Annotated in this window: 18 protein-coding genes; 8 read left to right on the forward strand and 10 right to left on the reverse strand. The window is 62.3% G+C overall.

Annotated features, from left to right (window positions below; genetic code table 11):
- Window positions 1-131: 131 nt before the first annotated feature.
- Together gshA and ACQKPZ_RS08885 are read left to right on the forward strand one after the other, a co-directional pair.
- Window positions 132-1709, forward strand: a complete 1578-nt coding sequence (gene gshA, locus ACQKPZ_RS08880; RefSeq protein ID WP_427536996.1) for a glutamate--cysteine ligase — start codon at window positions 132-134, stop codon at window positions 1707-1709.
- The gene (locus tag ACQKPZ_RS08885) at window positions 1709-2341 is read left to right on the forward strand and encodes a TetR/AcrR family transcriptional regulator (protein WP_427536998.1); all 633 of its coding nucleotides are present in this window, start codon (window positions 1709-1711) and stop codon (window positions 2339-2341) included. Before gshA ends, ACQKPZ_RS08885 begins: the two co-directional genes overlap by 1 nt.
- 145 nt (window positions 2342-2486) lie before the next feature.
- Here the strand turns inward: ACQKPZ_RS08885 and ACQKPZ_RS08890 are convergent, their stop codons facing one another.
- From ACQKPZ_RS08890 to ACQKPZ_RS08925, 8 genes are all read right to left on the reverse strand, one after another.
- Window positions 2487-2702 (reverse strand): TOBE domain-containing protein, encoded by a 216-nt coding sequence (locus tag ACQKPZ_RS08890; RefSeq protein ID WP_008095172.1) that lies wholly within the window; start codon window positions 2700-2702, stop codon window positions 2487-2489.
- A gap of 44 nt (window positions 2703-2746) precedes the next feature.
- Window positions 2747-3559 carry an aliphatic sulfonates ABC transporter ATP-binding protein gene (gene ssuB / locus ACQKPZ_RS08895; RefSeq protein ID WP_391128505.1) on the reverse strand — a complete coding sequence of 271 codons (813 nt, stop codon included), beginning with the start codon at window positions 3557-3559 and terminating at the stop codon, window positions 2747-2749.
- On the reverse strand, window positions 3556-4353 hold the full coding sequence (ssuC, locus tag ACQKPZ_RS08900) for an aliphatic sulfonate ABC transporter permease SsuC (protein ID WP_427537000.1): 798 nt from the start codon (window positions 4351-4353) through the stop codon (window positions 3556-3558). Before ssuC ends, ssuB begins: the two co-directional genes overlap by 4 nt.
- A gap of 10 nt (window positions 4354-4363) precedes the next feature.
- Entirely contained in the window at window positions 4364-5512 is a 1149-nt protein-coding gene (gene ssuD, locus ACQKPZ_RS08905) for an FMNH2-dependent alkanesulfonate monooxygenase (protein WP_391128510.1), read from the reverse strand.
- Window positions 5513-5571: 59 nt separating this feature from the next.
- On the reverse strand, window positions 5572-6537 hold the full coding sequence (locus ACQKPZ_RS08910; RefSeq protein ID WP_427537002.1) for a sulfonate ABC transporter substrate-binding protein: 966 nt from the start codon (window positions 6535-6537) through the stop codon (window positions 5572-5574).
- A gap of 84 nt (window positions 6538-6621) precedes the next feature.
- Window positions 6622-7215 carry an NADPH-dependent FMN reductase gene (ssuE, locus tag ACQKPZ_RS08915; RefSeq protein ID WP_391128516.1) on the reverse strand — a complete coding sequence of 198 codons (594 nt, stop codon included), beginning with the start codon at window positions 7213-7215 and terminating at the stop codon, window positions 6622-6624.
- 310 nt (window positions 7216-7525) lie between these two features.
- Window positions 7526-8164, reverse strand: coding sequence for a peroxiredoxin (locus ACQKPZ_RS08920; protein WP_016497546.1), 639 nt, complete (start codon window positions 8162-8164; stop codon window positions 7526-7528).
- Window positions 8165-8329: 165 nt separating this feature from the next.
- The gene (locus ACQKPZ_RS08925) at window positions 8330-9658 is read right to left on the reverse strand and encodes an OprD family porin (RefSeq protein WP_427537004.1); all 1329 of its coding nucleotides are present in this window, start codon (window positions 9656-9658) and stop codon (window positions 8330-8332) included.
- A gap of 644 nt (window positions 9659-10302) precedes the next feature.
- Between ACQKPZ_RS08925 and tauA the strand changes: the two genes are divergently transcribed.
- The 4 genes from tauA to tauD are packed head-to-tail and all read left to right on the forward strand — an operon-like array spanning window position 10303 to window position 13794.
- A complete protein-coding gene (gene tauA, locus ACQKPZ_RS08930) occupies window positions 10303-11274 on the forward strand; it encodes a taurine ABC transporter substrate-binding protein (protein ID WP_427537006.1) in 972 nt (323 codons plus the stop codon).
- A 13-nt stretch (window positions 11275-11287) separates the two neighbouring features.
- Window positions 11288-12076 (forward strand): taurine ABC transporter ATP-binding subunit, encoded by a 789-nt coding sequence (gene tauB, locus ACQKPZ_RS08935; protein ID WP_427537008.1) that lies wholly within the window; start codon window positions 11288-11290, stop codon window positions 12074-12076.
- A complete protein-coding gene (tauC, locus tag ACQKPZ_RS08940) occupies window positions 12073-12912 on the forward strand; it encodes a taurine ABC transporter permease TauC (protein WP_427537010.1) in 840 nt (279 codons plus the stop codon). The genes tauB and tauC overlap by 4 nt, the downstream gene beginning before the upstream one ends.
- A gap of 48 nt (window positions 12913-12960) precedes the next feature.
- Entirely contained in the window at window positions 12961-13794 is an 834-nt protein-coding gene (gene tauD, locus ACQKPZ_RS08945) for a taurine dioxygenase (RefSeq protein ID WP_427537012.1), read from the forward strand.
- 119 nt (window positions 13795-13913) lie between these two features.
- Here tauD and betT read toward each other — a convergent pair whose 3' ends face one another.
- Together betT and epsC are read right to left on the reverse strand one after the other, a co-directional pair.
- Window positions 13914-15875, reverse strand: coding sequence for a choline transporter BetT (gene betT, locus ACQKPZ_RS08950; RefSeq protein WP_264363335.1), 1962 nt, complete (start codon window positions 15873-15875; stop codon window positions 13914-13916).
- Window positions 15876-16203: 328 nt separating this feature from the next.
- The gene (epsC, locus tag ACQKPZ_RS08955) at window positions 16204-17136 is read right to left on the reverse strand and encodes a serine O-acetyltransferase EpsC (RefSeq protein WP_427537014.1); all 933 of its coding nucleotides are present in this window, start codon (window positions 17134-17136) and stop codon (window positions 16204-16206) included.
- Between the two features lie 391 nt (window positions 17137-17527).
- Between epsC and tcyJ the strand changes: the two genes are divergently transcribed.
- Together tcyJ and tcyL are read left to right on the forward strand one after the other, a co-directional pair.
- On the forward strand, window positions 17528-18322 hold the full coding sequence (gene tcyJ, locus ACQKPZ_RS08960) for a cystine ABC transporter substrate-binding protein (RefSeq protein WP_391128537.1): 795 nt from the start codon (window positions 17528-17530) through the stop codon (window positions 18320-18322).
- Window positions 18319-18987, forward strand: a complete 669-nt coding sequence (tcyL, locus tag ACQKPZ_RS08965) for a cystine ABC transporter permease (protein ID WP_391128540.1) — start codon at window positions 18319-18321, stop codon at window positions 18985-18987. Before tcyJ ends, tcyL begins: the two co-directional genes overlap by 4 nt.
- Window position 18988 lies beyond the last annotated feature (1 nt).

Genomic DNA, 18988 nt, shown 5'->3' on the forward strand with positions numbered 1-18988 from the left:
ATTTTCAGCAGTGCGCTGGCACTGCTGGAACCGCGTAAACCAGGCGACAACGCCAGTTCCTTTCTTCCTACCCTTGTAGACCGTCATCTCTACCCCCATATTGGGGCGACTGACGCGTGAAGGAATACATCTTGAGCGACCTCCTCAACCGCCGCCTGAGCCTGCTCGGCGCCAATCTCCCCCTGCTCAAGCAGTGCCTGCACGGTATTGAGCGCGAATGCCTGCGCGTGACCGACGAAGGTCGCCTGGCCCAGACCCCGCATCCGCAAGCCCTGGGATCGGCGCTGACCAACGAGCAGATCACTACCGATTATTCCGAGTCGCTGCTGGAGTTCATCACCCCAGCCCTGCCCGACCCGGCCAAGGTGCTCGAAAGCCTCGAACAGACCCACCGCTTCGTCTACAGCAAGCTGGGCGACGAATACCTGTGGAGCCCGTCGATGCCATGCACGCTGCCGGCCGAGGAGGACATCCCGATTGCCGAGTACGGCACCTCGAACATCGGCAAGCTCAAGCACGTCTATCGCAAGGGCCTGGCCCTGCGCTACGGCCGTACCATGCAGTGCATCGCCGGTATCCATTACAACTTCTCGCTGCCCGAAGCCCTTTGGCCTCTGCTGCGCGAGGCCGAAGGCAGCACTGAAGACAACCGCGACTACCAGTCGTCCGCCTACATCGCGCTGATCCGCAACTTCCGCCGCTACAGCTGGCTGCTGATGTACCTGTTCGGTGCCTCCCCAGCCCTGGACAAAGGCTTCCTGCGTGGCCGGCCGCACCAACTCGAAGAGCTGGACGCCGAAACCCTGTTCCTGCCCTACGCCACCAGCCTGCGCATGAGTGACCTGGGCTACCAGAGCAACGCCCAGGCCGGCCTCACGCCGTGCTACAACAACCTGGCCAGCTACACCGACAGCCTGCGCAAGGCGGTGGGCACGCCCTACCCGCCTTACGTGGAAGTCGGCACGCACGTGGACGGCGACTGGGTGCAGCTGAACACCAACATCCTGCAGATCGAAAACGAGTACTACTCGAACATCCGCCCCAAGCGGGTCACCTACACGGGCGAACGGCCAATCCAGGCCCTGACCTCGCGCGGCGTGCAGTATGTGGAAGTACGTTGCCTGGACATCAACCCGTTCCTGCCCGTGGGCATCGACCTGACCGAGGCGCGCTTCCTTGATGCGTTCCTGCTGTTCTGCGCGCTGGAAGACAGCCCGCAGCTGGACAACGGCGAATGCAGCCAGTGCACCAGCAACTTCCTGACCGTGGTCAAGGAAGGCCGCCGCCCGGGGCTGGAGCTGCACCGCGACGGCCAGCCGATCGGCTTGAAAGACTGGGCCAGCGAGCTGATCGAACGTATTCGCCAGTTAGCCGACCTGCTCGACCAGGCTCAAGGCGGTGATGAGCACGCCAAGGCACTGGATGCACAGCAGGCCAAGGTTGACGACACTTCGCTGACACCGTCGGCCCAGGTGCTGGCACGCATGACCGAGCATGACGAGAGCTTCATCGCGTTCTCGCTGCGGCAAAGCCGAATCCACGCCGAAGCTTTCCGCGAGCAGCCACTGAGCAATGAGCAGCAACAGGCCTTTGAAACACTGGCCCGCGACTCGCTCGCCAAGCAGTCGGAGCTGGAACAGGAAGAAGTCGGTGACTTCGACCTGTTCGTCGGCGCCTACCAGGCTAGCATCCTGGCCATCAGCAACTGATGAACCGCACCGTCACCCCGCGCAAGCCGCGCGCCAGCAGCCAGGCCAGGATCGAAGCGATCCTGGCGGCTGCGCGTGAGCTGCTGGCCGAACACGGGGTGGCGGCGCTGTCCATCTACAGCGTGGCCGAGCGGGCACAGATTCCGCCGTCGTCGGTGTATCACTTCTTCGCCAGTGTGCCAGCGTTGCTGGAAGCGCTGACTGCCGATGTACACCGGGCGTTTCGCGAGGCACTGGGCGCCCCCATCGACAGCAGCATGTTCAGCACCTGGCACGAGCTGTCACGGCTGATCGAAGAACGCATGCTTGAGATCTATAACGGGGATGCCGCAGCGCGGCAGCTGATCCTGGCCCAGCATGGGCTGAGTGAGGTGGTGCAGGCCGACCGGCAGCACGACATGGAATTGGGCGACTTGATGCACAAGTTGTTCGACCAGCATTTTCACCTGCCGGTGATGCCGCTGGATGTGGACGTGTTTGCGCTGGCCATGGAGCTGAGCGACCGGGTGTATGCGCGGTCGGTACAGCTGCACGAGGCGATCACCCCGCGCATGGCCGAGGAAGGCAAGCGGGTGTTCGAGGCGTATCTGGGGTTGTACCTGCCGCCTTTTCTGGCCAAGCGTCAGGGCTGAAATTATTGGGGCCGCTTTGCGGCCCATCGCGACACAAGGCCGCTCCTACAATGACCGCGTGTAACCTTTGGATTCGGGTTGCGCGATCGATGTAGGAGCGGCCTTGTGTCGCGATCGGGCTGCAAAGCAGCCCCAGAAGCCCCCATCACAGCTTGGCGATAGACACTTCAGTCGACTTCACGAAGGCAATCACTTCGCTGCCCACTTGCAGTTCCAGCTCTTTGACCGAGCGGGTGGTGATGACCGAAGTCACGATGCCCGAGGCGGTCTGTACGTCGATTTCCGACAGTACCGGGCCTTCGAGGATTTCTTTCACGGTGCCTTTGAACTGGTTGCGGACGTTGATGGCTTTGATAGTCATGGTGTAATTCCTTCTCTATGGCTTCAGTCGGGTAAGTGAGTGAATCAGTGAGCCCAACGCAGTTGCGTGGGCAGAGGGGCTACAGGGTCCGGCTCGGGCGCAGTGCCCGGGGCCGACAGAACACGGTTGAGCACCTCGCTTTCCAGCGCAGCCAGGCGGTGCGAACCACGCGCCCTGGGCCGTGCCAGGTCGACAGTAAGGTCGAGCCCGACCTCGCCGTCCTCGATCAGGATCACCCGGTCAGCCACGGCGACCGCCTCGCTGACATCGTGGGTGACCAGCAGCACAGTGAAACCGTGCTGACGCCACAGGCGTTCGATCAGTTGCTGCATTTCGATGCGGGTCAATGCGTCCAGCGCACCCAACGGCTCATCCAGCAGCAGCAGGCGCGGTTGGTGAATCAGCGCACGGGCCAATGCCACTCGCTGTTTCTGGCCACCCGACAGTGCCGCTGGCCACTCATTGGCGCGGTCGGCAAGGCCAACCGCCTCAAGTGCATCCAGTGCTCGTGAACGCCAGTCGCCAGAAAGGCCCAGGCCTACGTTGTCGATCACCTTCTTCCACGGCAGCAGGCGTGCGTCCTGGAACATCAGGCGGGTTTCTTCACGGGCCTCCTCCAGCGGCGCAGCGCCGGCCAGCAGTTGCCCGGCAGTAGGCTGGTCGAGCCCGGCCAGCAGGCGCAGCAAGGTGCTTTTACCGCAGCCGCTGCGGCCAACGATGGCGACGAACTGGCCAGCCGGAATGTGCAGGTCGATGCCCTTCAACACTTCGCGTTGGCCAAAGGCTTTACGCAGGCCGTTGGAGGCCAGCGGGATGCCACGCAACAGGCGTGGCGGCTGTTCCTTGAGCACGGTCATGCGCCCTCCTTCTTGGCCACTTGGTAGGCCGGGTGCCAGCGCAACCACACACGTTCCAGGCCGCGGGCGGCGAGGTCGGCGAGCTTGCCGAGCACGGCATACAGGACGATGGCCAGTACCACCACGTCGGTTTGCAGGAATTCACGGGCGTTCATCGCCAGGTAACCGATGCCGGCGTTGGCCGAAATGGTTTCGGCAACGATCAAGGTCAGCCACATGAAGCCCAGGGCAAAGCGCACGCCCACCAGGATCGAGGGCAGCGCGCCCGGCAGGATCACCTGGCGGAACAGGCTAAAGCCCGACAGGCCGTAGCTGCGTGCCATTTCCACCAGCGCCGGGTCGACGTTACGGATGCCGTGGTAGGTGTTCAGGTAGATCGGGAACAGCGTGCCCAGCGCGACCAGGAAGATCTTTGCCGATTCGTCGATGCCGAACCACAGGATCACCAGCGGGATCAGCGCCAGGTGCGGCACGTTGCGGATCATCTGCACCGAACTGTCGAGCAGGCGTTCGCCCCAGTTCGACAGGCCGGTGATGAAGCCCAACACCAGGCCGATACTGCCGCCGATGACGAAGCCCAGGCCGGCACGCCAGCCACTGATGGCCAGGTGGGTCCAGATATCACCGCTGCGTACCAGCTCGACACCGGCGCTGACCACAGCGCTAGGCGCCGGCAGGATGCGCGTCGACAGCCAGCCAGCGCTGACCGCCAGCTGCCAGGCTGCCAACAGCAGTATTGGCAGCGCCCACGGCGCCAGGCGCTGGGCCAGGTTGGAGGAAGTTGCACGACTCATGGCCCGGCCCTCAGCTCTGCGACACAGACTTGGGCAGGATGTCGTTGGCCACCATCTCGCCGAACGGGCTCACGTAGCCGCCGGTTTTCGGCTGCTCCGGGCGCTGTACGTCGAGGTGCGGGAACAGCAACTCGGCAACGCGGTACGACTCTTCCAGGTGTGGGTAACCCGAGAAGATGAAGGTATCGATACCCAGATCGGCGTATTCCTTTACCCGTGCTGCCACGGTCGGGCCATCACCCACCAGTGCGGTACCGGCGCCCCCGCGGACCAGGCCAACACCGGCCCACAGGTTGGGGCTGACTTCCAGGTTGTCGCGGTTGCCGCCGTGCAGGGCAGCCATGCGTTGCTGGCCCACCGAGTCAAAGCGCGACAGCGAGGCCTGGGCCCGAGCGATGGTGTCGTCGTCCAGGTGCGAGATCAGCTTGTCGGCGGCGGCCCAGGCTTCTTCGTTGGTTTCACGCACGATCACGTGCAGACGAATACCGAAGCGCACTTCACGGCCCTGGGCAGCTGCCTTTTCGCGCACCTGGGCGATCTTCTCGGCAACCGCTGCGGGTGGCTCGCCCCAGGTCAGGTACAGCTCGACCTGTTCGGCGGCGAGGTCCTGGGCGGCTTCGGACGAACCGCCGAAATACAGCGGTGGGCGTGGTTGCTGAATCGGCGGGTAGAGCAGCTTGGCGCCCTTCACCTGAATGTGCTTGCCGTCGTAGTCGACGTTTTCGCCTTCCAGCACCTTGCGCCAGATACGGGTGAACTCGACCGAGGCTTCGTAGCGCTCCTGGTGGTTCAGGTGCAGGCCATCACCGGCCAGTTCGTCCGGGTCACCACCGGTCACCAGGTTGAACAAGGCACGGCCATTGGACAGGCGGTCCAGGGTTGCTGCCTGGCGTGCGGCCACAGTAGGCGAAATGATGCCTGGGCGCAGGGCAACCAGGAATTTCAGGTGTTGGGTCACGGGAATCAGCGACGCGGCCACCAGCCAGGAATCCTCGCAGGAGCGCCCGGTGGGGATCAGCACGCCACCAAAGCCAAGGCGGTCGGCCGCCTGGGCGATCTGCTGCAGGTAGCCATGGTCAACGGCGCGAGCGCCATCGGACGTGCCCAGGTACTTACCGTCACCGTGCGTAGGAAGGAACCAGAAAATGTTAAGGCTCATTGGAGTTGTCTCCTCAAGGGTGGCTCAGCCAGGGCGGCGCCCCGGCACAGGCGAATCAATCAAGGCGCGCTAGCGACCTTGGCCGGGGGTGTCCAGATCACGTCCTTGATGCTCAGCGGCTTGGGGATCAGCTTGAGCGCCTGGAAGGTGTCGGCGATTTTCTGTTGTGCGGCCACGACTTCGGGGGTGAGCGGTGCAGCACCGTAGCCTTGGCGCTTGACCGAGGTCAGGGTGATGTCGGCGGGCAGGCCGAGCAGCGGTGCAACCTGGTCGGTTACCTCCTGCGGGTTGGCCTGGGACCACTCGCCCACGGCACGCACTTCTTCGATCACGGTGTTGATCACCGCCGGGTGCTGGGTCGCGTAGTTGCGGGTGGCGAGGTAGAACTGGTGGTTGTCGACCAGGCCCTTGCCATCACGCAAGGTACGCGCCTGCAACTGTTGCTCGGCGGCAGCCTGGTACGGGTCCCAGATCACCCAGGCATCGACGCTGCCACGCTCGAAGGCAGCGCGGGCATCAGCTGGCGGCAGGTAAACGGGCTGGATGTCGCTGTACTTCAGGCCAGCATCTTCCAGAGCGCGTACCAGCAGGTAGTGCACGTTGGAACCTTTGTTGAGAGCGACTTTCTTGCCCTTCAGGTCCTTGACCGACTGGACCGGTGAACCCTTCGGCACCAGGATCGCCTCGCTGTGCGGTGCTGGCGGCTCATAGGCTACGTAGAGCAGATCGGCGCCGGCAGCCTGGGCGAATACGGGCGGGGTTTCGCCGGTAACGCCAAAGTCGATGGAGCCGACGTTCAGCCCTTCAAGCAGCTGCGGGCCGCCGGGGAATTCGGTCCACTGCACCTGTACGCCCTGCTCGGCCAGGCGCTTTTCCAGCGTGCCCTTGGCTTTGAGCAGCACCAGGGTGCCGTATTTCTGGTAACCGATACGCAGGCTCTCGGCCTGGGCTTGGGTAATGGCGCCGAAGGACACAGCCGCCGCAAACAGGGCGACCAGACCGCGACGCAAGAAGACTGTGCGCATGGCGCTCTCCTGTACGTTTGGGTTCGGGTTGCACCTGCTTGCCTCGTTGTCGGGCGAGTAAGGTGGTAAAGCGGGGTGTGCCGGTCAGATGCTCCAGCGGGCGCTGATCAGCCGTTCATTCAGTACGCCGGGGGCCACGGGGCGTGGCCGACGGGCCAAGGCAACGTGGAAGGTTTCCAGCGAGTCCAGCAGGCGCTCTTCCAGCGCCGGTACCAATTGCGCGGGCTTCGTGCCCTCTGCGTAAGCCACCTGGCTGTCGTCGGCAAAGATCCCTTGCAGGGTCTCTTGTGCCTTGAGTGCCGACAGCACGGGTTTCAATGCGTAATCCACCGCCAGCATGTGGGCGATGCTGCCGCCGGTGGCGATTGGCAACACGATCTTGTGTGCCAGGGCGCGCTCAGGCAGCAGGTCGAGCAAGGTTTTCAGTGCACCGGCAAACGACGCCTTGTACACCGGGGTGGAAACGATCAGGCCATCGGCCTGGGCTACCAGCTGCTGGAAGTGCTGCACATGCGGGCTGTCGAAACGGGCATGGAGCAGGTCTTCGGCGGGGAAGTCCCGTACCTGGAACGTCACGACCTCGACGCCTTGGTCTTGCAGCCACTGGCGCGAACGCTCCAGCAACACGCCGGAGCGTGAACGAGGGCTTGGGCTACCACCGATTGATACGACCAGCATTGCAGCGCTTCCTTGTGTTCTGTTGGGAGTGACATTAACAGTCAGCGCATATATCTAGAAATCATATTTTTTTATTTGTTTATTCTTTATTGTTATTTATATGATTTTGCGATCTTGGGGCCGCTTTGCGGCCCATCGCGACACAAGGCCGCTCCTACAGAGGATCGCGGTCCCTTGTAGGAGCGGCCTTGTGTCGCGATGGGCTGCGCAGCAGCCCCAGGCCTCAAGCAGAACTTACAGGCATAAAAAAGGGCCGTCGAAACGGCCCGAAAATCCCTGCTTGGCTAAGAGCAATGCAACGAGGAATCCATTAACGATTGGGCTGAGGGGTCAGCCGCAGGTAGGGTTTGACCGCCCGGTAACCTTTGGGGAAGCGCTGCTTGATCTCTTCCTCGTCCTTGAGCGAAGGCACGATCACCACCTCGTCACCGTCCTGCCAGTTACCTGGTGTGGCGACCTTGTGGTTGTCGGTCAGCTGCAGCGAGTCGATCACCCGCAAAATTTCGTTGAAGTTGCGCCCGGTACTGGCCGGATAGGTGATGGTCAGGCGCACCTTCTTGTTCGGGTCGATCACGAACAGCGAGCGCACGGTCAGGGTGTCGCTGGCGTTCGGGTGGATCAGGTCGTACAGGTCGGACACCTTGCGGTCGGCGTCGGCGATGATCGGGAAGTTGACCACGGTGTTCTGGGTCTCGTTGATGTCCTCGATCCACTTGTGGTGCGAGTCGACCGGGTCTACCGACAGGGCGATGGCCTTGACCCCGCGCTTGGCGAAATCGTCCTTGAGCTTGGCAGTCAGGCCCAGCTCGGTGGTGCACACCGGGGTGAAGTCGGCCGGGTGGGAGAACAACACCCCCCAGCTGTTGCCCAGCCACTCGTGGAAGCGGATCTTGCCTTCGCTGGAATCCTGTTCGAAATCGGGGGCGATATCGCCGAGTTTGAGGCTCATGGGCTGCGGCTCCTTGGCTGGGTTCTGTACCGTATGGGTTCAATGTGCCTGCATTCAATTAAAAATAAAAAGAATAAATAACGATTTATTTATAACCGTAAGGCATACGAATTTACAGGCACAAAAAAACCTCGCACTAGGCGAGGCTCTTTGTGCAGCTACGGCTTACAGGAAGTTGTAAGTGTAGTTGAAGATCAGACGGGTCTGATCCTGGTCAGCCAGCGAGCTGGTGCCAGTGCCACGGTATACGCCGTGACGCAGGCTGGCGCCCAGGCCCTTGAAGGTGCCTTCCTGGATGACGTAGTCGATACGCGCATCACGTTCCCATTCGCTGAAGGTACCGTTGCCGTTGGCGTTCTTGCCGTCTTCACCTTTCAGGTAGGCAACCGAGGCTTTCAGGCCCGGTACGCCCAGGCGGGCGAAGTCGTAGGCGTACTGACCGAAGGTGGTGTTTTCACCGGCCTTGGCGAACTGGTTGATCATGCTGTCGGTGAACAGGTAGAAGCTGGAACCGCCGGCGCCTTCGTTGCGGCCGTTGCCGTCAACCACGTTGCCCTGGTTCAGCCAGACGAAACCACCGTCGTCATTGACGCGCTGGTGGCCCAGCATCAGCGAGTGGCCACCCAAGGTGTAGGTGAACATCGCGGACCAGGTCTTGTTGTCGACCTCGCCAGTGTTCTTGGCATAGCCGCCGTTGTTGCTGAAGCGGTAGCCGGCCTCACCGTTCTTGCCGTCGCTGCTGCTGTCGAAGTAGCGCAGGTCGGTCTTGAACGACTGGTCGTCAGCGATCTTGAACACGTGGGTCGCGCCCAGGAAGTGCTGCTTGTAGAAGTCTTCCAGGTTCGAGTAGTAGTACTGCAGGGTCAGGTCTGGGGTGAGCTTGTAGTCCAGGCCGCCGTAACGGAACTTGTTGCTGTCCTGGGTAGCACCGGCTACCGACAGCCCGGTACGGTTGCTCGAAGCACGGCCCATGGCGTGGGTCAGCTGACCGGCGTTGATGGTCAGGTTGTCGATTTCCTTCGACTGGATGGTGCCACCCTCGAAGGTTTGCGGCAGCAGACGGCCATCGTTGGAAACCAGGATCGGCAGGTTAGGCGCCAGGGCGCTACCGTAGTGAACTTCGGTCTTCGAGAAGCGCGCCTTGGCGTTGGCACCAACGCGAGCCCACTGGCTTACAGCCGAGCCGTCGCTGTCGCTTGGGAAGAAGCTGCTGTTGTCTGGGTGCTTGCCACGGCCACCATCCAGGTGGATACCCCACAGGGCCTGGGCATCAACACCGAAACCAACGGTGCCTTCAGTGAAGCCGGAGATGTAGTCGAGCTTGAAGCCCTGACCCGACTCACGGTTGTCGGCACCGCCGTCACGGTTGTCATTGTTGAAGTACATGGTGCGCGAGCTGAGCGACAGTTTGCTGTCTTCAACGAAACCGGCAGCGCCTGCTGTTTGGGCGAAAACCCCCAGTGCCACGGCCACGGCCAGGCTGGACTTGTACATGTTTTGCTCCTCTACGTTCTAATTCTTGTGTATCTCTGGCGGTGGGGTCTGCTGCCCCGCTCACCGTGGATTGGCGATTTAGTCCCAAAGCGTGACCATGAAGTCAATCGTTTCTAAACGTTTCGCGACTTTGGTCTAAGACGCCACCTGCGCTACAGGATAATGACAATCCTATAAATCCAAAATGACCGTTTTATGAATTTGTAAGATTTTTAAGGAATATGTTAGGAACCTTTACTGCCATTCGTTGTAGCAAGCGCCCCATCAATAACCTTTGGTTATTTGCAAACGTTTGCTCATAACCTAATAACGTATCGTTCTATAAGGACGAGAAAGCCTAGCAGCCAGCTCTGATTTCGCAATTCGTTCATGTGCGGCCTCACGCGGTCCCTGTAGGAGCGGCCTTGTGTCGCGATGGGGTGCGAAGCGTGCCCAAAAATCTCAGCTCCGCCGCAGAAATTGCCGGGGCCGCTTTGCGGCCCATCGCGACACAAGGCCGCTCCTACAAGGGATTGTGTCAGGGCATCAGGTCGTTAAAGCATTTGGCTCCTAAGCTAATGCAAAAAAGTTATTTATTTTGAATTTCTTAGATCAATTAATCTTCTCGCCATCCATCACCCTGATTGCCTGACGAGAGGTTCACCATGATCCCGCACGCTCCGCTGCGCCTGTTCGCCGCCCTGACCCTCGCCGGGACCAGCTGGTTTGCCCAGGCTGCCGACCTGACCGTGGCCTACCAGACCACGGTCGACCCCGCCAAAGTGGCGCAGGTAGACGGCGACTACGAAAAAGCCAGCAAGGCCAGCATCGACTGGCGCAAATTCGATAACGGCGCCGATGTGATCACAGCGGTGGCCAGCGGCGATGTGCAGATCGGCTACCTCGGCTCCAGCCCGCTGGCCGCAGCGGCCACCCGCAAGCTGCCGGTCGAGACCTTCCTGATTGCCACACAGATTGGCGCTGGCGAAGCACTGGTCGCCCGCGACAGCATCAAGACGCCGCAAGACCTGATCGGCAAGAAGGTCGCCGTGCCATTCGTTTCCACCGGCCATTACAGCCTGTTGGCCGCCCTGAAAAGCTGGAACATCGACCCGTCCAAGGTACAGATCCTCAACCTGGCACCACCGGCCATCATTGCCGCCTGGAAGCGCGGCGACATCGACGCCACCTACGTGTGGGACCCAGCCCTGGGCGTGGCCAAGGAAAACGGCAAAGTGCTGATTACCTCCGGCGAACTGGCCCAGAAAGGCGCGCCAACCTTCGACGCCTGGATTGTGCGCAAGGACTTCGCCGACAAACACCCAGAGGTGGTCAAGGCCTTCGCCAAGGTCACCCTCGATGCCTACGCCGACTACCGCAAAGACCCGAAAGCCTGGCTGGCCGACAAGGCCAACGTAGACAAGCTGGTGAAACTGTCCGGCGCCAAGGCCAGCGACATCCCGGTGCTGCTGGAAGGCAACGTCTACCCGCTGGCCGCCGACCAGGCCAACGCCCTGGGCGCACCGACCACCCAGGCACTGACCGACACGGCCAACTTCCTCAAGCAGCAAGGCAAGGTCGACGCCGTACTGCCGGACTACTCGCCGTACGTCAGCGCCAAGTTCCTTCCAAACTGATCCGGAGCCCGTCATGGCCTTGCTCGAACTGGAGCGCATCAGCGCACAGTACCCTGGCGCCAGCACCCCGGTGCTGGCCGACATCAACCTGAGCCTGGGGCCGCGCCAGTTGCTGGTGGCCTTGGGGCCTTCCGGCAGCGGCAAGACTTCGCTGCTGAACCTGATCGCCGGCTTTGTCGCCCCCAGCGGCGGGCGCATCACCCTCGACGGCGTACCGGTGCAAGGCCCCGGTGCCGAGCGCGGCGTGGTGTTCCAGGACGATGCCTTGCTGCCGTGGCAGAACGTGCTGGGCAATGTCGCCTTCGGCCTCGAACTGGCTGGTGTGCCTCGCGCCAAGCGAGAAGCCAAGGCCCGTGAAATGCTCGCCCTCGTCGACCTCGATCGCTTCGGCGAGCGGCGTATCTGGCAATTGTCCGGTGGCCAGAAGCAGCGCGTAGGCCTGGCCCGCGCACTGGCGGCCGACCCTCGCGTATTGCTGATGGACGAACCGTTTGGCGCCCTCGATGCCTTCACCCGCGAGCAGATGCAAGAACTGCTGTTGCAGGTGTGGCAGCGCACTGCCAAGCCGGTGTTCCTGATTACCCACGACATTGAAGAAGCCGTGTTCCTCGCCAGCGAACTGGTACTGCTGGCCCCCAACCCGGGTCGCGTAGTGGAACGCCTGCAACTGGACTTCGGCCAACGCTATGCCGCTGGCGAATCGGCCCGGGCGATCAAATCCGACCCCGCCTTCATCGAAACCCGCGAGCATGTGCTGGCGCGGGTGTTCTCCCAACGTCAAAACCTGCAGGAGCGCGCATGAGCAGCCTGGACCTGCCGGTAGCCGGCAAACACCAAGCCCAAACCCGGCCTGTTGCAACAGCACGGCGCCAGCTTTCTACCCGCTGGATCAGCACCCTGACCCTGGCCAGCCTGCTATTGGCCTGGTGGCTGGTGACGGCCGCAGGCTGGATCGAGCCGCTGTTCCTGCCTTCGCCGGGCGACATCCTGGCCAAGGCCTGGACCCTGCTGACCCAGGGTTACATGGATGCCAGCCTGTGGCAGCACCTGGGCGCAAGCCTGGGCCGTATCGGCCTGGCGCTGATAGCCGCAACCCTGACCGCGATACCGGTCGGCATCGCCATCGGCTACAACCGCGTGGCGCGGGGCATCCTCGACCCGCTGATCGAGTTCTACCGGCCTATCCCGCCGCTGGCCTACTTGCCGTTGATCGTCATCTGGTGCGGCATTGGCGAGCTGTCGAAGGTGTTGCTGATCTACCTGGCGATCTTCGCCCCCATCGCCATTGCCACTGCCACCGGCGTGCGCACGGTCGACCCGGCCAAGCTGCGTGCAGCGCAGTCGCTGGGCGCCACCAAGGCCCAACTGATCCGCCATGTGATCCTGCCCAGCGCGCTGCCCGACATTCTTACCGGCATCCGCATCGGCCTGGGGGTCGGCTGGTCGACCCTGGTGGCCGCCGAGCTGATCGCCGCCACCAGCGGCCTGGGCTTCATGGTGCAGTCGGCGGCTCAGTTCCTGGTCACCGACGTAGTGGTGCTGGGGATCCTGTTGATCGCCCTGATTGCCTTCGCCCTGGAAATGAGCCTGCGTGCCCTGCAACGCAAACTGGTGCCCTGGCACGGGCAGAGCCACTGATTGCCGACTGACCACGCCGGCAACCCGGCGCAAAGACCGAGAAACGACATGAGCCTGACCGTTACCCCCCTCAGCCCGGCACTGGGTGCGCAGATCAGCGGCGTGGACATCAGCCGCGAGATCACCGCACAAGAGCGCGACGCCATCGAACAGGCGCTGTTGCAGCACCAGGTGCTGTTCTTCCGCGACCAGCCGATCAACCCGGAGCAGCAGGCGCGCTTTGCCGCCCGCTTCGGCGACCTGCACATCCACCCCATCTACCCCAACGTGCCGGACACCCCGCAAGTGCTGGTGCTCGACACAGCGGTCACCGATGTACGCGACAACGCCGTGTGGCACACCGACGTGACCTTTTTGCCGACCCCGGCATTGGGCGCGGTGCTCAGCGCCAAGCAGCTGCCCGCTTACGGTGGCGATACCCTGTGGGCCAGCGGCATTGCCGCCTTTGAAGCCTTGTCGGCGCCGCTGCGGGAAATGCTCGACGGCCTGACTGCCACCCACGATTTCACCAAGTCGTTCCCGCTGGAGCGCTTTGGTACCACCCCCGAGGACCTGGCGCGCTGGGAGGCGACGCGGCGCAACAACCCGCCGCTCTCCCACCCGGTGGTGCGTACGCACCCGGTGAGCGGGCGCAAGGCGTTGTTCGTCAATGAAGGGTTCACTACCCGCATCAACGAACTGAGCGAGTTGGAAAGCGATGCGCTGCTGAGGCTGCTGTTCGCCCATGCGACGCGGCCGGAGTTCAGCATTCGCTGGCGATGGCAGGAGAATGACGTGGCGTTCTGGGACAACCGCGTGACCCAGCATTTTGCGGTGGATGATTACCGGCCCAATCGGCGGGTGATGCATCGCGCGACCATCCTTGGGGATGCGCCCTTCTGACAGGGCCCTGGGGAGGCCTTTGGCCTCCTTTCGCGACACAAGGCCGCTCCTACAAGGGAACGCGGTCTCTTGTAGGAGCGGCCTTGTGTCGCGATGGGCCGCAAAGCGGCCCCGGCGATCTAACGGACCAGATGCAGGTACTGCATGTGCCGCTCGTACTGGTCGAGGATGTCGTTGATGATCTGCTCCTTGCTGTAGCCCACCAGGTCGTAATTCTGGCTGCCTTCGCTCAGGTGCACCTCCGCCCGGTAATAGCGGCGGTTCTTCAAATCCTGCGTACCCAACCCACCCAAGGCAAACGACGGCGTGAAGTAGCCACGCATCTGCACCTGGTAAATGAACGGCTGCTCCTCGCCATGGCCGATCTTCAGGCTGACGTTGTCGTGGCTCGGGTCATCCTGGGTAATCAGCACCAGGCCCTTCTGCTCGAACACCTCACGCACCTCGGCAATCGCCGGGCGCACCACGTCGTCCATGAAGCGGTACACCTCATCACGCGACGGGAAGTGCACCGCCTGGCTCAGGCGCTGGCGCCAGCCGCCACGGCCGCGACGCGACTGGGCAAACGGCGCCAGCGAGTGCATCTGCGCGATCTGCCGTTGCGACTCCAGGTAGAACGCCTTGTGCAACCCCCACATCATGCACAGCAGAATCAGCGAGAATGGCAACGAGGTCAGCACCACCGCCGACTTCAGCGAGTCGATGCTGCCGGCAAACAACAGCGCACTGGTAATCAGCGCGGTCATCGCGCCCCAGAAGATACGCAGCCAGTTCGGCCCATCCTCGTCTGCGTCACCACCCTTGGCCGACAGCGTCGACAGCACCACGGTGCCCGAGTCGGCAGAGGTCACGAAGAACACGAAGCTGATGAACACCGTGGTGGCGATCACCGCCTTGCTCCAGGGGTAGGTCTCCAGCAGCAGGTACAGGCTCATCGACGGGTTATCCAGTGCCGACTGGCCCAGTGCGGTCATGCCGTGATTGATGACCTGGTCCAACGCGCTGTTGCCGAAGATCGACATCCACGCCAGGGTAAAGCCCAGCGGAATCAGCAGCACGCCAAAGACGAACTCGCGGATGGTACGGCCACGGGAGATACGGGCAATGAACAAACCCACGAACGGCGCCCAGGCAATCCACCAGGCCCAGTAGAACACCGTCCAGCCACCCAGCCAGTCGCGGTTTTCACCGTAGGCATACACGTCGAAGCTTTTGCGTGGCAACGCACCCAGGTAGTCGCCCAGGTTCTGGATCAGCGTGTTGAACAGGTGCTGGGTTGGCCCGGCAAACAGCACGAACAACAGCAGCGCGCAGGCCAGGAACAGGTTGATGTCGCTCATCACCCGCACGCCCTTTTCTACCCCGGCAACGGCAACGGCAACCGCCGCGCCCATCATCAGGGTGATGAGGATCACCTGCACCCACTGGCTGTGGCTGATGCCGAACAGGTAATCCAGGCCAGCGTTCAGGTGCAGCACGCCAAAGCCCATGTCGGCACCCAGGCCGAACACCGTGGCGATGATGCCGAAGCCATCGACCGCGTAGCCGATCGGCCCATTGATGCGCTTGCCGATCAGTGGATACAGGGCCGAGCGCAAGGCCAGTGGCAGGTTATGCCGGTAGGCGAAGTAGGCCAGTGCCATGCCGACGAAGGCGAACACGCCCCAGCCATGCAGGCCCCAGTGCAGGAACAGGATCTGCATCGCCTGGCGCCCGGCCTCGGCCGTGCCCGCTTCGCCCTGGGGCGGCTGCAACATGTGCGTCAGCGGCTCGGACACGCAGAAGAAGAACAGGGTAATGCTGATGCCGGCGGCGAACAGCATGCCGGCCCACGACAGGTAGCTGAACTCGGGTTCGTCGTGGTCGGCACCGAGCTTGATCTTGCCGTAGCCGGACAAGGCGGTGACCACCACGAAGACCAGGTACAGCGTCATCGCCAGCATGTAGTACCAGCCGACCGTGTTGGCCGCCCAGTTCTGCGCCGCCAGCAGCCAGTCGCCTGCGGCTTGCGGGTTGCTGATGACCACCAGGCCAAAGATGAGGATGAAACTTGCCGCAAAGTAGAACACCGGGGGGTTCATGCGGATCTTGCCATTGGCAAGGGATGGGGTCGGTGCACTCATCGGGCGTGCACCTCGTCAAATGACATAAGGTTCGGAATGAACGGGTTCAGCAAAGGAATCCTCCTGTTGAACACCGGCAGCGGACCAGCGTTTTTTCATTGAACAAGCGTTCAAGTTAAACATGGATTGGATATCAATGCGAATTGGGGCGCTGATTGGCGTACTCCTGCACTGGCCTCTTCGCGGGCTTGCCCGCTCCCACAGGGACTGCAGAACGCTCAAGGCTTGTGCCGTACCTGTGGGAGCGGGCAAGCCCGCGAAGAGGCCGGTACAGGCAACAGCCAGATCAGTTCTTGTCCTGGCAATCCAGCTGCAAGTTGGCCTGGGTAATGTTGCTTTCAGCCGGCACACTGCGGGTCAGCCACACATTGCCACCAATGGTCGAACCTTTGCCGATGGTAATACGCCCCAGTACCGTGGCCCCGGCATAGATCACCACATCGTCCTCGACGATAGGATGGCGCGGCAGGCCTTTGTGCAAGGTCCCCGACTCATCGCTGGGGAAGCGCTTGGCGCCCAGGGTCACTGCTTGGTAGATACGCACGCGCTCGCCGATGATCGCGGTTTCGCCAATGACCACGCCGGTGCCGTGGTCGATGAAGAAGCTCGGGCCGATCTGCGCACCAGGGTGAATGTCGATACCGGTGGCCGAATGCGCCAGCTCCGAACTGATCCGCGCCAGCAGCGGCAGGCCGGCCTGGTACAGGTGGTGCGCCAGCCGGTGGTGGATGATGGCCAGAATGCCCGGGTAGCACAGCAACACTTCATCGACGCTGCGCGCCGCCGGGTCGCCGTGATAGGCGGCCAGTACGTCGGTGTCGAGCAGCACGCGCAGGTCTGGCAGCGCGGCGGCGAAGCCCTGTACCAGGCTCAGCGCATGGGCATCGACGCCGGCCAGCTCAGCGTTGCTCTGCCGCGCCGCGTAACGCAGTTCGAGGCGAGTCTGGGCAAGCAAGGCAGTCAGCGCGGCATCCAGGGTATGGCCGACATAGAAGTCTTCACTCTCTTCGCGCAGGTCTACAGGCCCAAGGCGCATCGGGAACAGCGCACCGCACAGCTGCTCCAGAATCTGCCGCATCGCCTCGCGCGATGGCAGCTCGCGCCCGCCCTGCTCGCCTATGCTGCGGCCATTGCGGGTGCGCCATTGCTCACGGGCGCCGCGCAGGCCGCTGACGATGCTTTGCAACTGCCAATGCGCGGATGAAGGTTGTTCGCTCACGGTTTTCTCCTGCCGTATAGGCCATCTGATTTATTCGCCAGGCCCGGCCTCTTCGCGGGCGCGCCCGCTCCCACAGGAATCTCGTAAACATCAGGCCCTGTGCTGTACCTGTGGGAGCGGGCGTGCCCGCGAAAGGGCCAGGCCTGCCTACATGCAATCCACTCTACGGCAAATCCGGCCCTTGGAAAAAACAACGCTTTATTCCATCCTGCGCTAAGTCGGGCATAAGCCGCGATGACGGAGTGGGCAACCTCGCCTACCCTCAAAGCAGCCAGCACCTGACAAAACACAAAAAGGAAATAACAAAATAATTTTTTAGTATTTCCTGGCCTAAGCGGCCAACCCTATAGTCGCCACCTCACTACTTACACAACAAGCGCGGGGCTCTGTCATGTCGAAATTCGCCAAACCGCTACTCAACGCCACCCTGGCTCTGCTGCTGGGTACCGGCCTGCTCAGCCAGGCCTTCGCCGGCGAGCAGCTGAAGACCATCCAGGAAAAAGGCGTGATCAACGTCGGCCTGGAAGGCACCTACCCACCGTTCAGCTTCCAGGACGAGAACGGCAAGCTGGCCGGCTTCGAGGTGGAGCTGTCGGAACTGCTGGCCAAGGAGCTGGGGGTCAAGGCCAAGATCCAGCCAACCAAGTGGGATGGCATCCTTGCGGCGCTGGAATCCAAGCGCCTGGACGTGGTGGTCAATCAGGTGACCATCTCCGAAGAGCGCAAAAAGAAATACGACTTCTCTGAGCCCTACACCGTTTCCGGTATCCAGGCCCTGATCCTGAAGAAGAAAGCCGAACAGTTGAACATCAAAGGCGCACAAGACCTGGCTGGCAAGAAAGTCGGCGTAGGCCTGGGCACCAACTATGAGCAATGGGTGAAGCAGGACGTGCCGAAGGCCGAAGTGCGTACCTATGAAGACGACCCAAGCAAGTTCGCCGACCTGCGCAACGGCCGCATCGACGCCATCCTGATCGACCGCCTGGCCGCACTGGAATACGCGCAAAAAGCCAAGGACACACAGCTGGCCGGCGACGCCTTCTCGCGCCTGGAAAGCGGCGTGGCCCTGCGCAAGGGCGAACCCGAACTGCTGGCGGCCATCAACAAGGCCATCGACAAGCTCAAGGCTGACGGCTCGCTGGCCAAGCTGTCCGAAAAATACTTCGGTGCCGATGTCACCAAATGATTGCTGAAAGCCTGCAACTCGTTGTCGACTCCACGCCCTTCCTGCTGAAGGGCGCGGGTTATACGGTGCTGCTCAGCGTTGGCGGCATGTTCTTCGGCCTGGTGCTCGGCTTTGCCCTGGCGCTGATGCGGCTGTCGAAGCTCTTGCCGCTGAACTGGCTGGCGCGGATCTACGTGTCGTTCTTCCGCGGCACGCCGCTGCTGGTGCAGCTGTTCGTGATCTATTTCGGCATGCCGCAGATCGGCATCGAACTCGACCCCATCCCCGCCTCGCTGATCGGCCTGTCACTGAACATGGCGGCCTACATCTGCGAGATCCTGCGCGCAGCCATTTCCTCGATCGACCGTGGCCAGTGGGAAGCCGCCGCCAGCATCGGCATGACCCGCGTGCAGGCCATGCGCCGGGCGATCCTGCCACAAGCCTTGCGCACTGCCCTGCCACCGCTGGGCAACAGCTTCATTTCGCTGGTCAAGGACACTGCCCTGGCGGCGACCATCCAGGTGCCCGAGCTGTTCCGCCAGGCGCAGCTGATTACCGCACGCACCTTCGAAGTGTTCACCATGTACGTGGCGGTGGCGGTTATCTACTGGGTGCTGTGCAGCATCCTCGCGCACTTCCAGAACCGCATGGAAGCGCGGGTCAACCAGCATGACCAGGAGCAATGAG

The sequence above is a fragment of the Pseudomonas sp. NPDC089547 genome (genome assembly GCF_050280665.1).
In the GTDB taxonomy this organism is placed as follows: Bacteria; Pseudomonadota; Gammaproteobacteria; order Pseudomonadales; family Pseudomonadaceae; genus Aquipseudomonas.

Coding starts and splice junctions, on each gene's coding strand:
- ACQKPZ_RS08885 (WP_427536998.1), top strand. CDS start 1,709: ATGAACCGCACCGTCACCCCGCGCAAGCCGCGCGCCAGCAGCCAGGCC.
- ACQKPZ_RS08890 (WP_008095172.1), bottom strand. CDS start 2,702: ATGACTATCAAAGCCATCAACGTCCGCAACCAGTTCAAAGGCACCGTG.
- ssuB (WP_391128505.1), bottom strand. CDS start 3,559: ATGACCGTGCTCAAGGAACAGCCGCCACGCCTGTTGCGTGGCATCCCG.
- ssuC (WP_427537000.1), bottom strand. CDS start 4,353: ATGAGTCGTGCAACTTCCTCCAACCTGGCCCAGCGCCTGGCGCCGTGG.
- ssuD (WP_391128510.1), bottom strand. CDS start 5,512: ATGAGCCTTAACATTTTCTGGTTCCTTCCTACGCACGGTGACGGTAAG.
- ACQKPZ_RS08910 (WP_427537002.1), bottom strand. CDS start 6,537: ATGCGCACAGTCTTCTTGCGTCGCGGTCTGGTCGCCCTGTTTGCGGCG.
- ssuE (WP_391128516.1), bottom strand. CDS start 7,215: ATGCTGGTCGTATCAATCGGTGGTAGCCCAAGCCCTCGTTCACGCTCC.
- ACQKPZ_RS08920 (WP_016497546.1), bottom strand. CDS start 8,164: ATGAGCCTCAAACTCGGCGATATCGCCCCCGATTTCGAACAGGATTCC.
- ACQKPZ_RS08925 (WP_427537004.1), bottom strand. CDS start 9,658: ATGTACAAGTCCAGCCTGGCCGTGGCCGTGGCACTGGGGGTTTTCGCC.
- tauA (WP_427537006.1), top strand. CDS start 10,303: ATGATCCCGCACGCTCCGCTGCGCCTGTTCGCCGCCCTGACCCTCGCC.
- tauB (WP_427537008.1), top strand. CDS start 11,288: ATGGCCTTGCTCGAACTGGAGCGCATCAGCGCACAGTACCCTGGCGCC.
- tauC (WP_427537010.1), top strand. CDS start 12,073: ATGAGCAGCCTGGACCTGCCGGTAGCCGGCAAACACCAAGCCCAAACC.
- tauD (WP_427537012.1), top strand. CDS start 12,961: ATGAGCCTGACCGTTACCCCCCTCAGCCCGGCACTGGGTGCGCAGATC.
- betT (WP_264363335.1), bottom strand. CDS start 15,875: ATGAACCCCCCGGTGTTCTACTTTGCGGCAAGTTTCATCCTCATCTTT.
- tcyJ (WP_391128537.1), top strand. CDS start 17,528: ATGTCGAAATTCGCCAAACCGCTACTCAACGCCACCCTGGCTCTGCTG.
- tcyL (WP_391128540.1), top strand. CDS start 18,319: ATGATTGCTGAAAGCCTGCAACTCGTTGTCGACTCCACGCCCTTCCTG.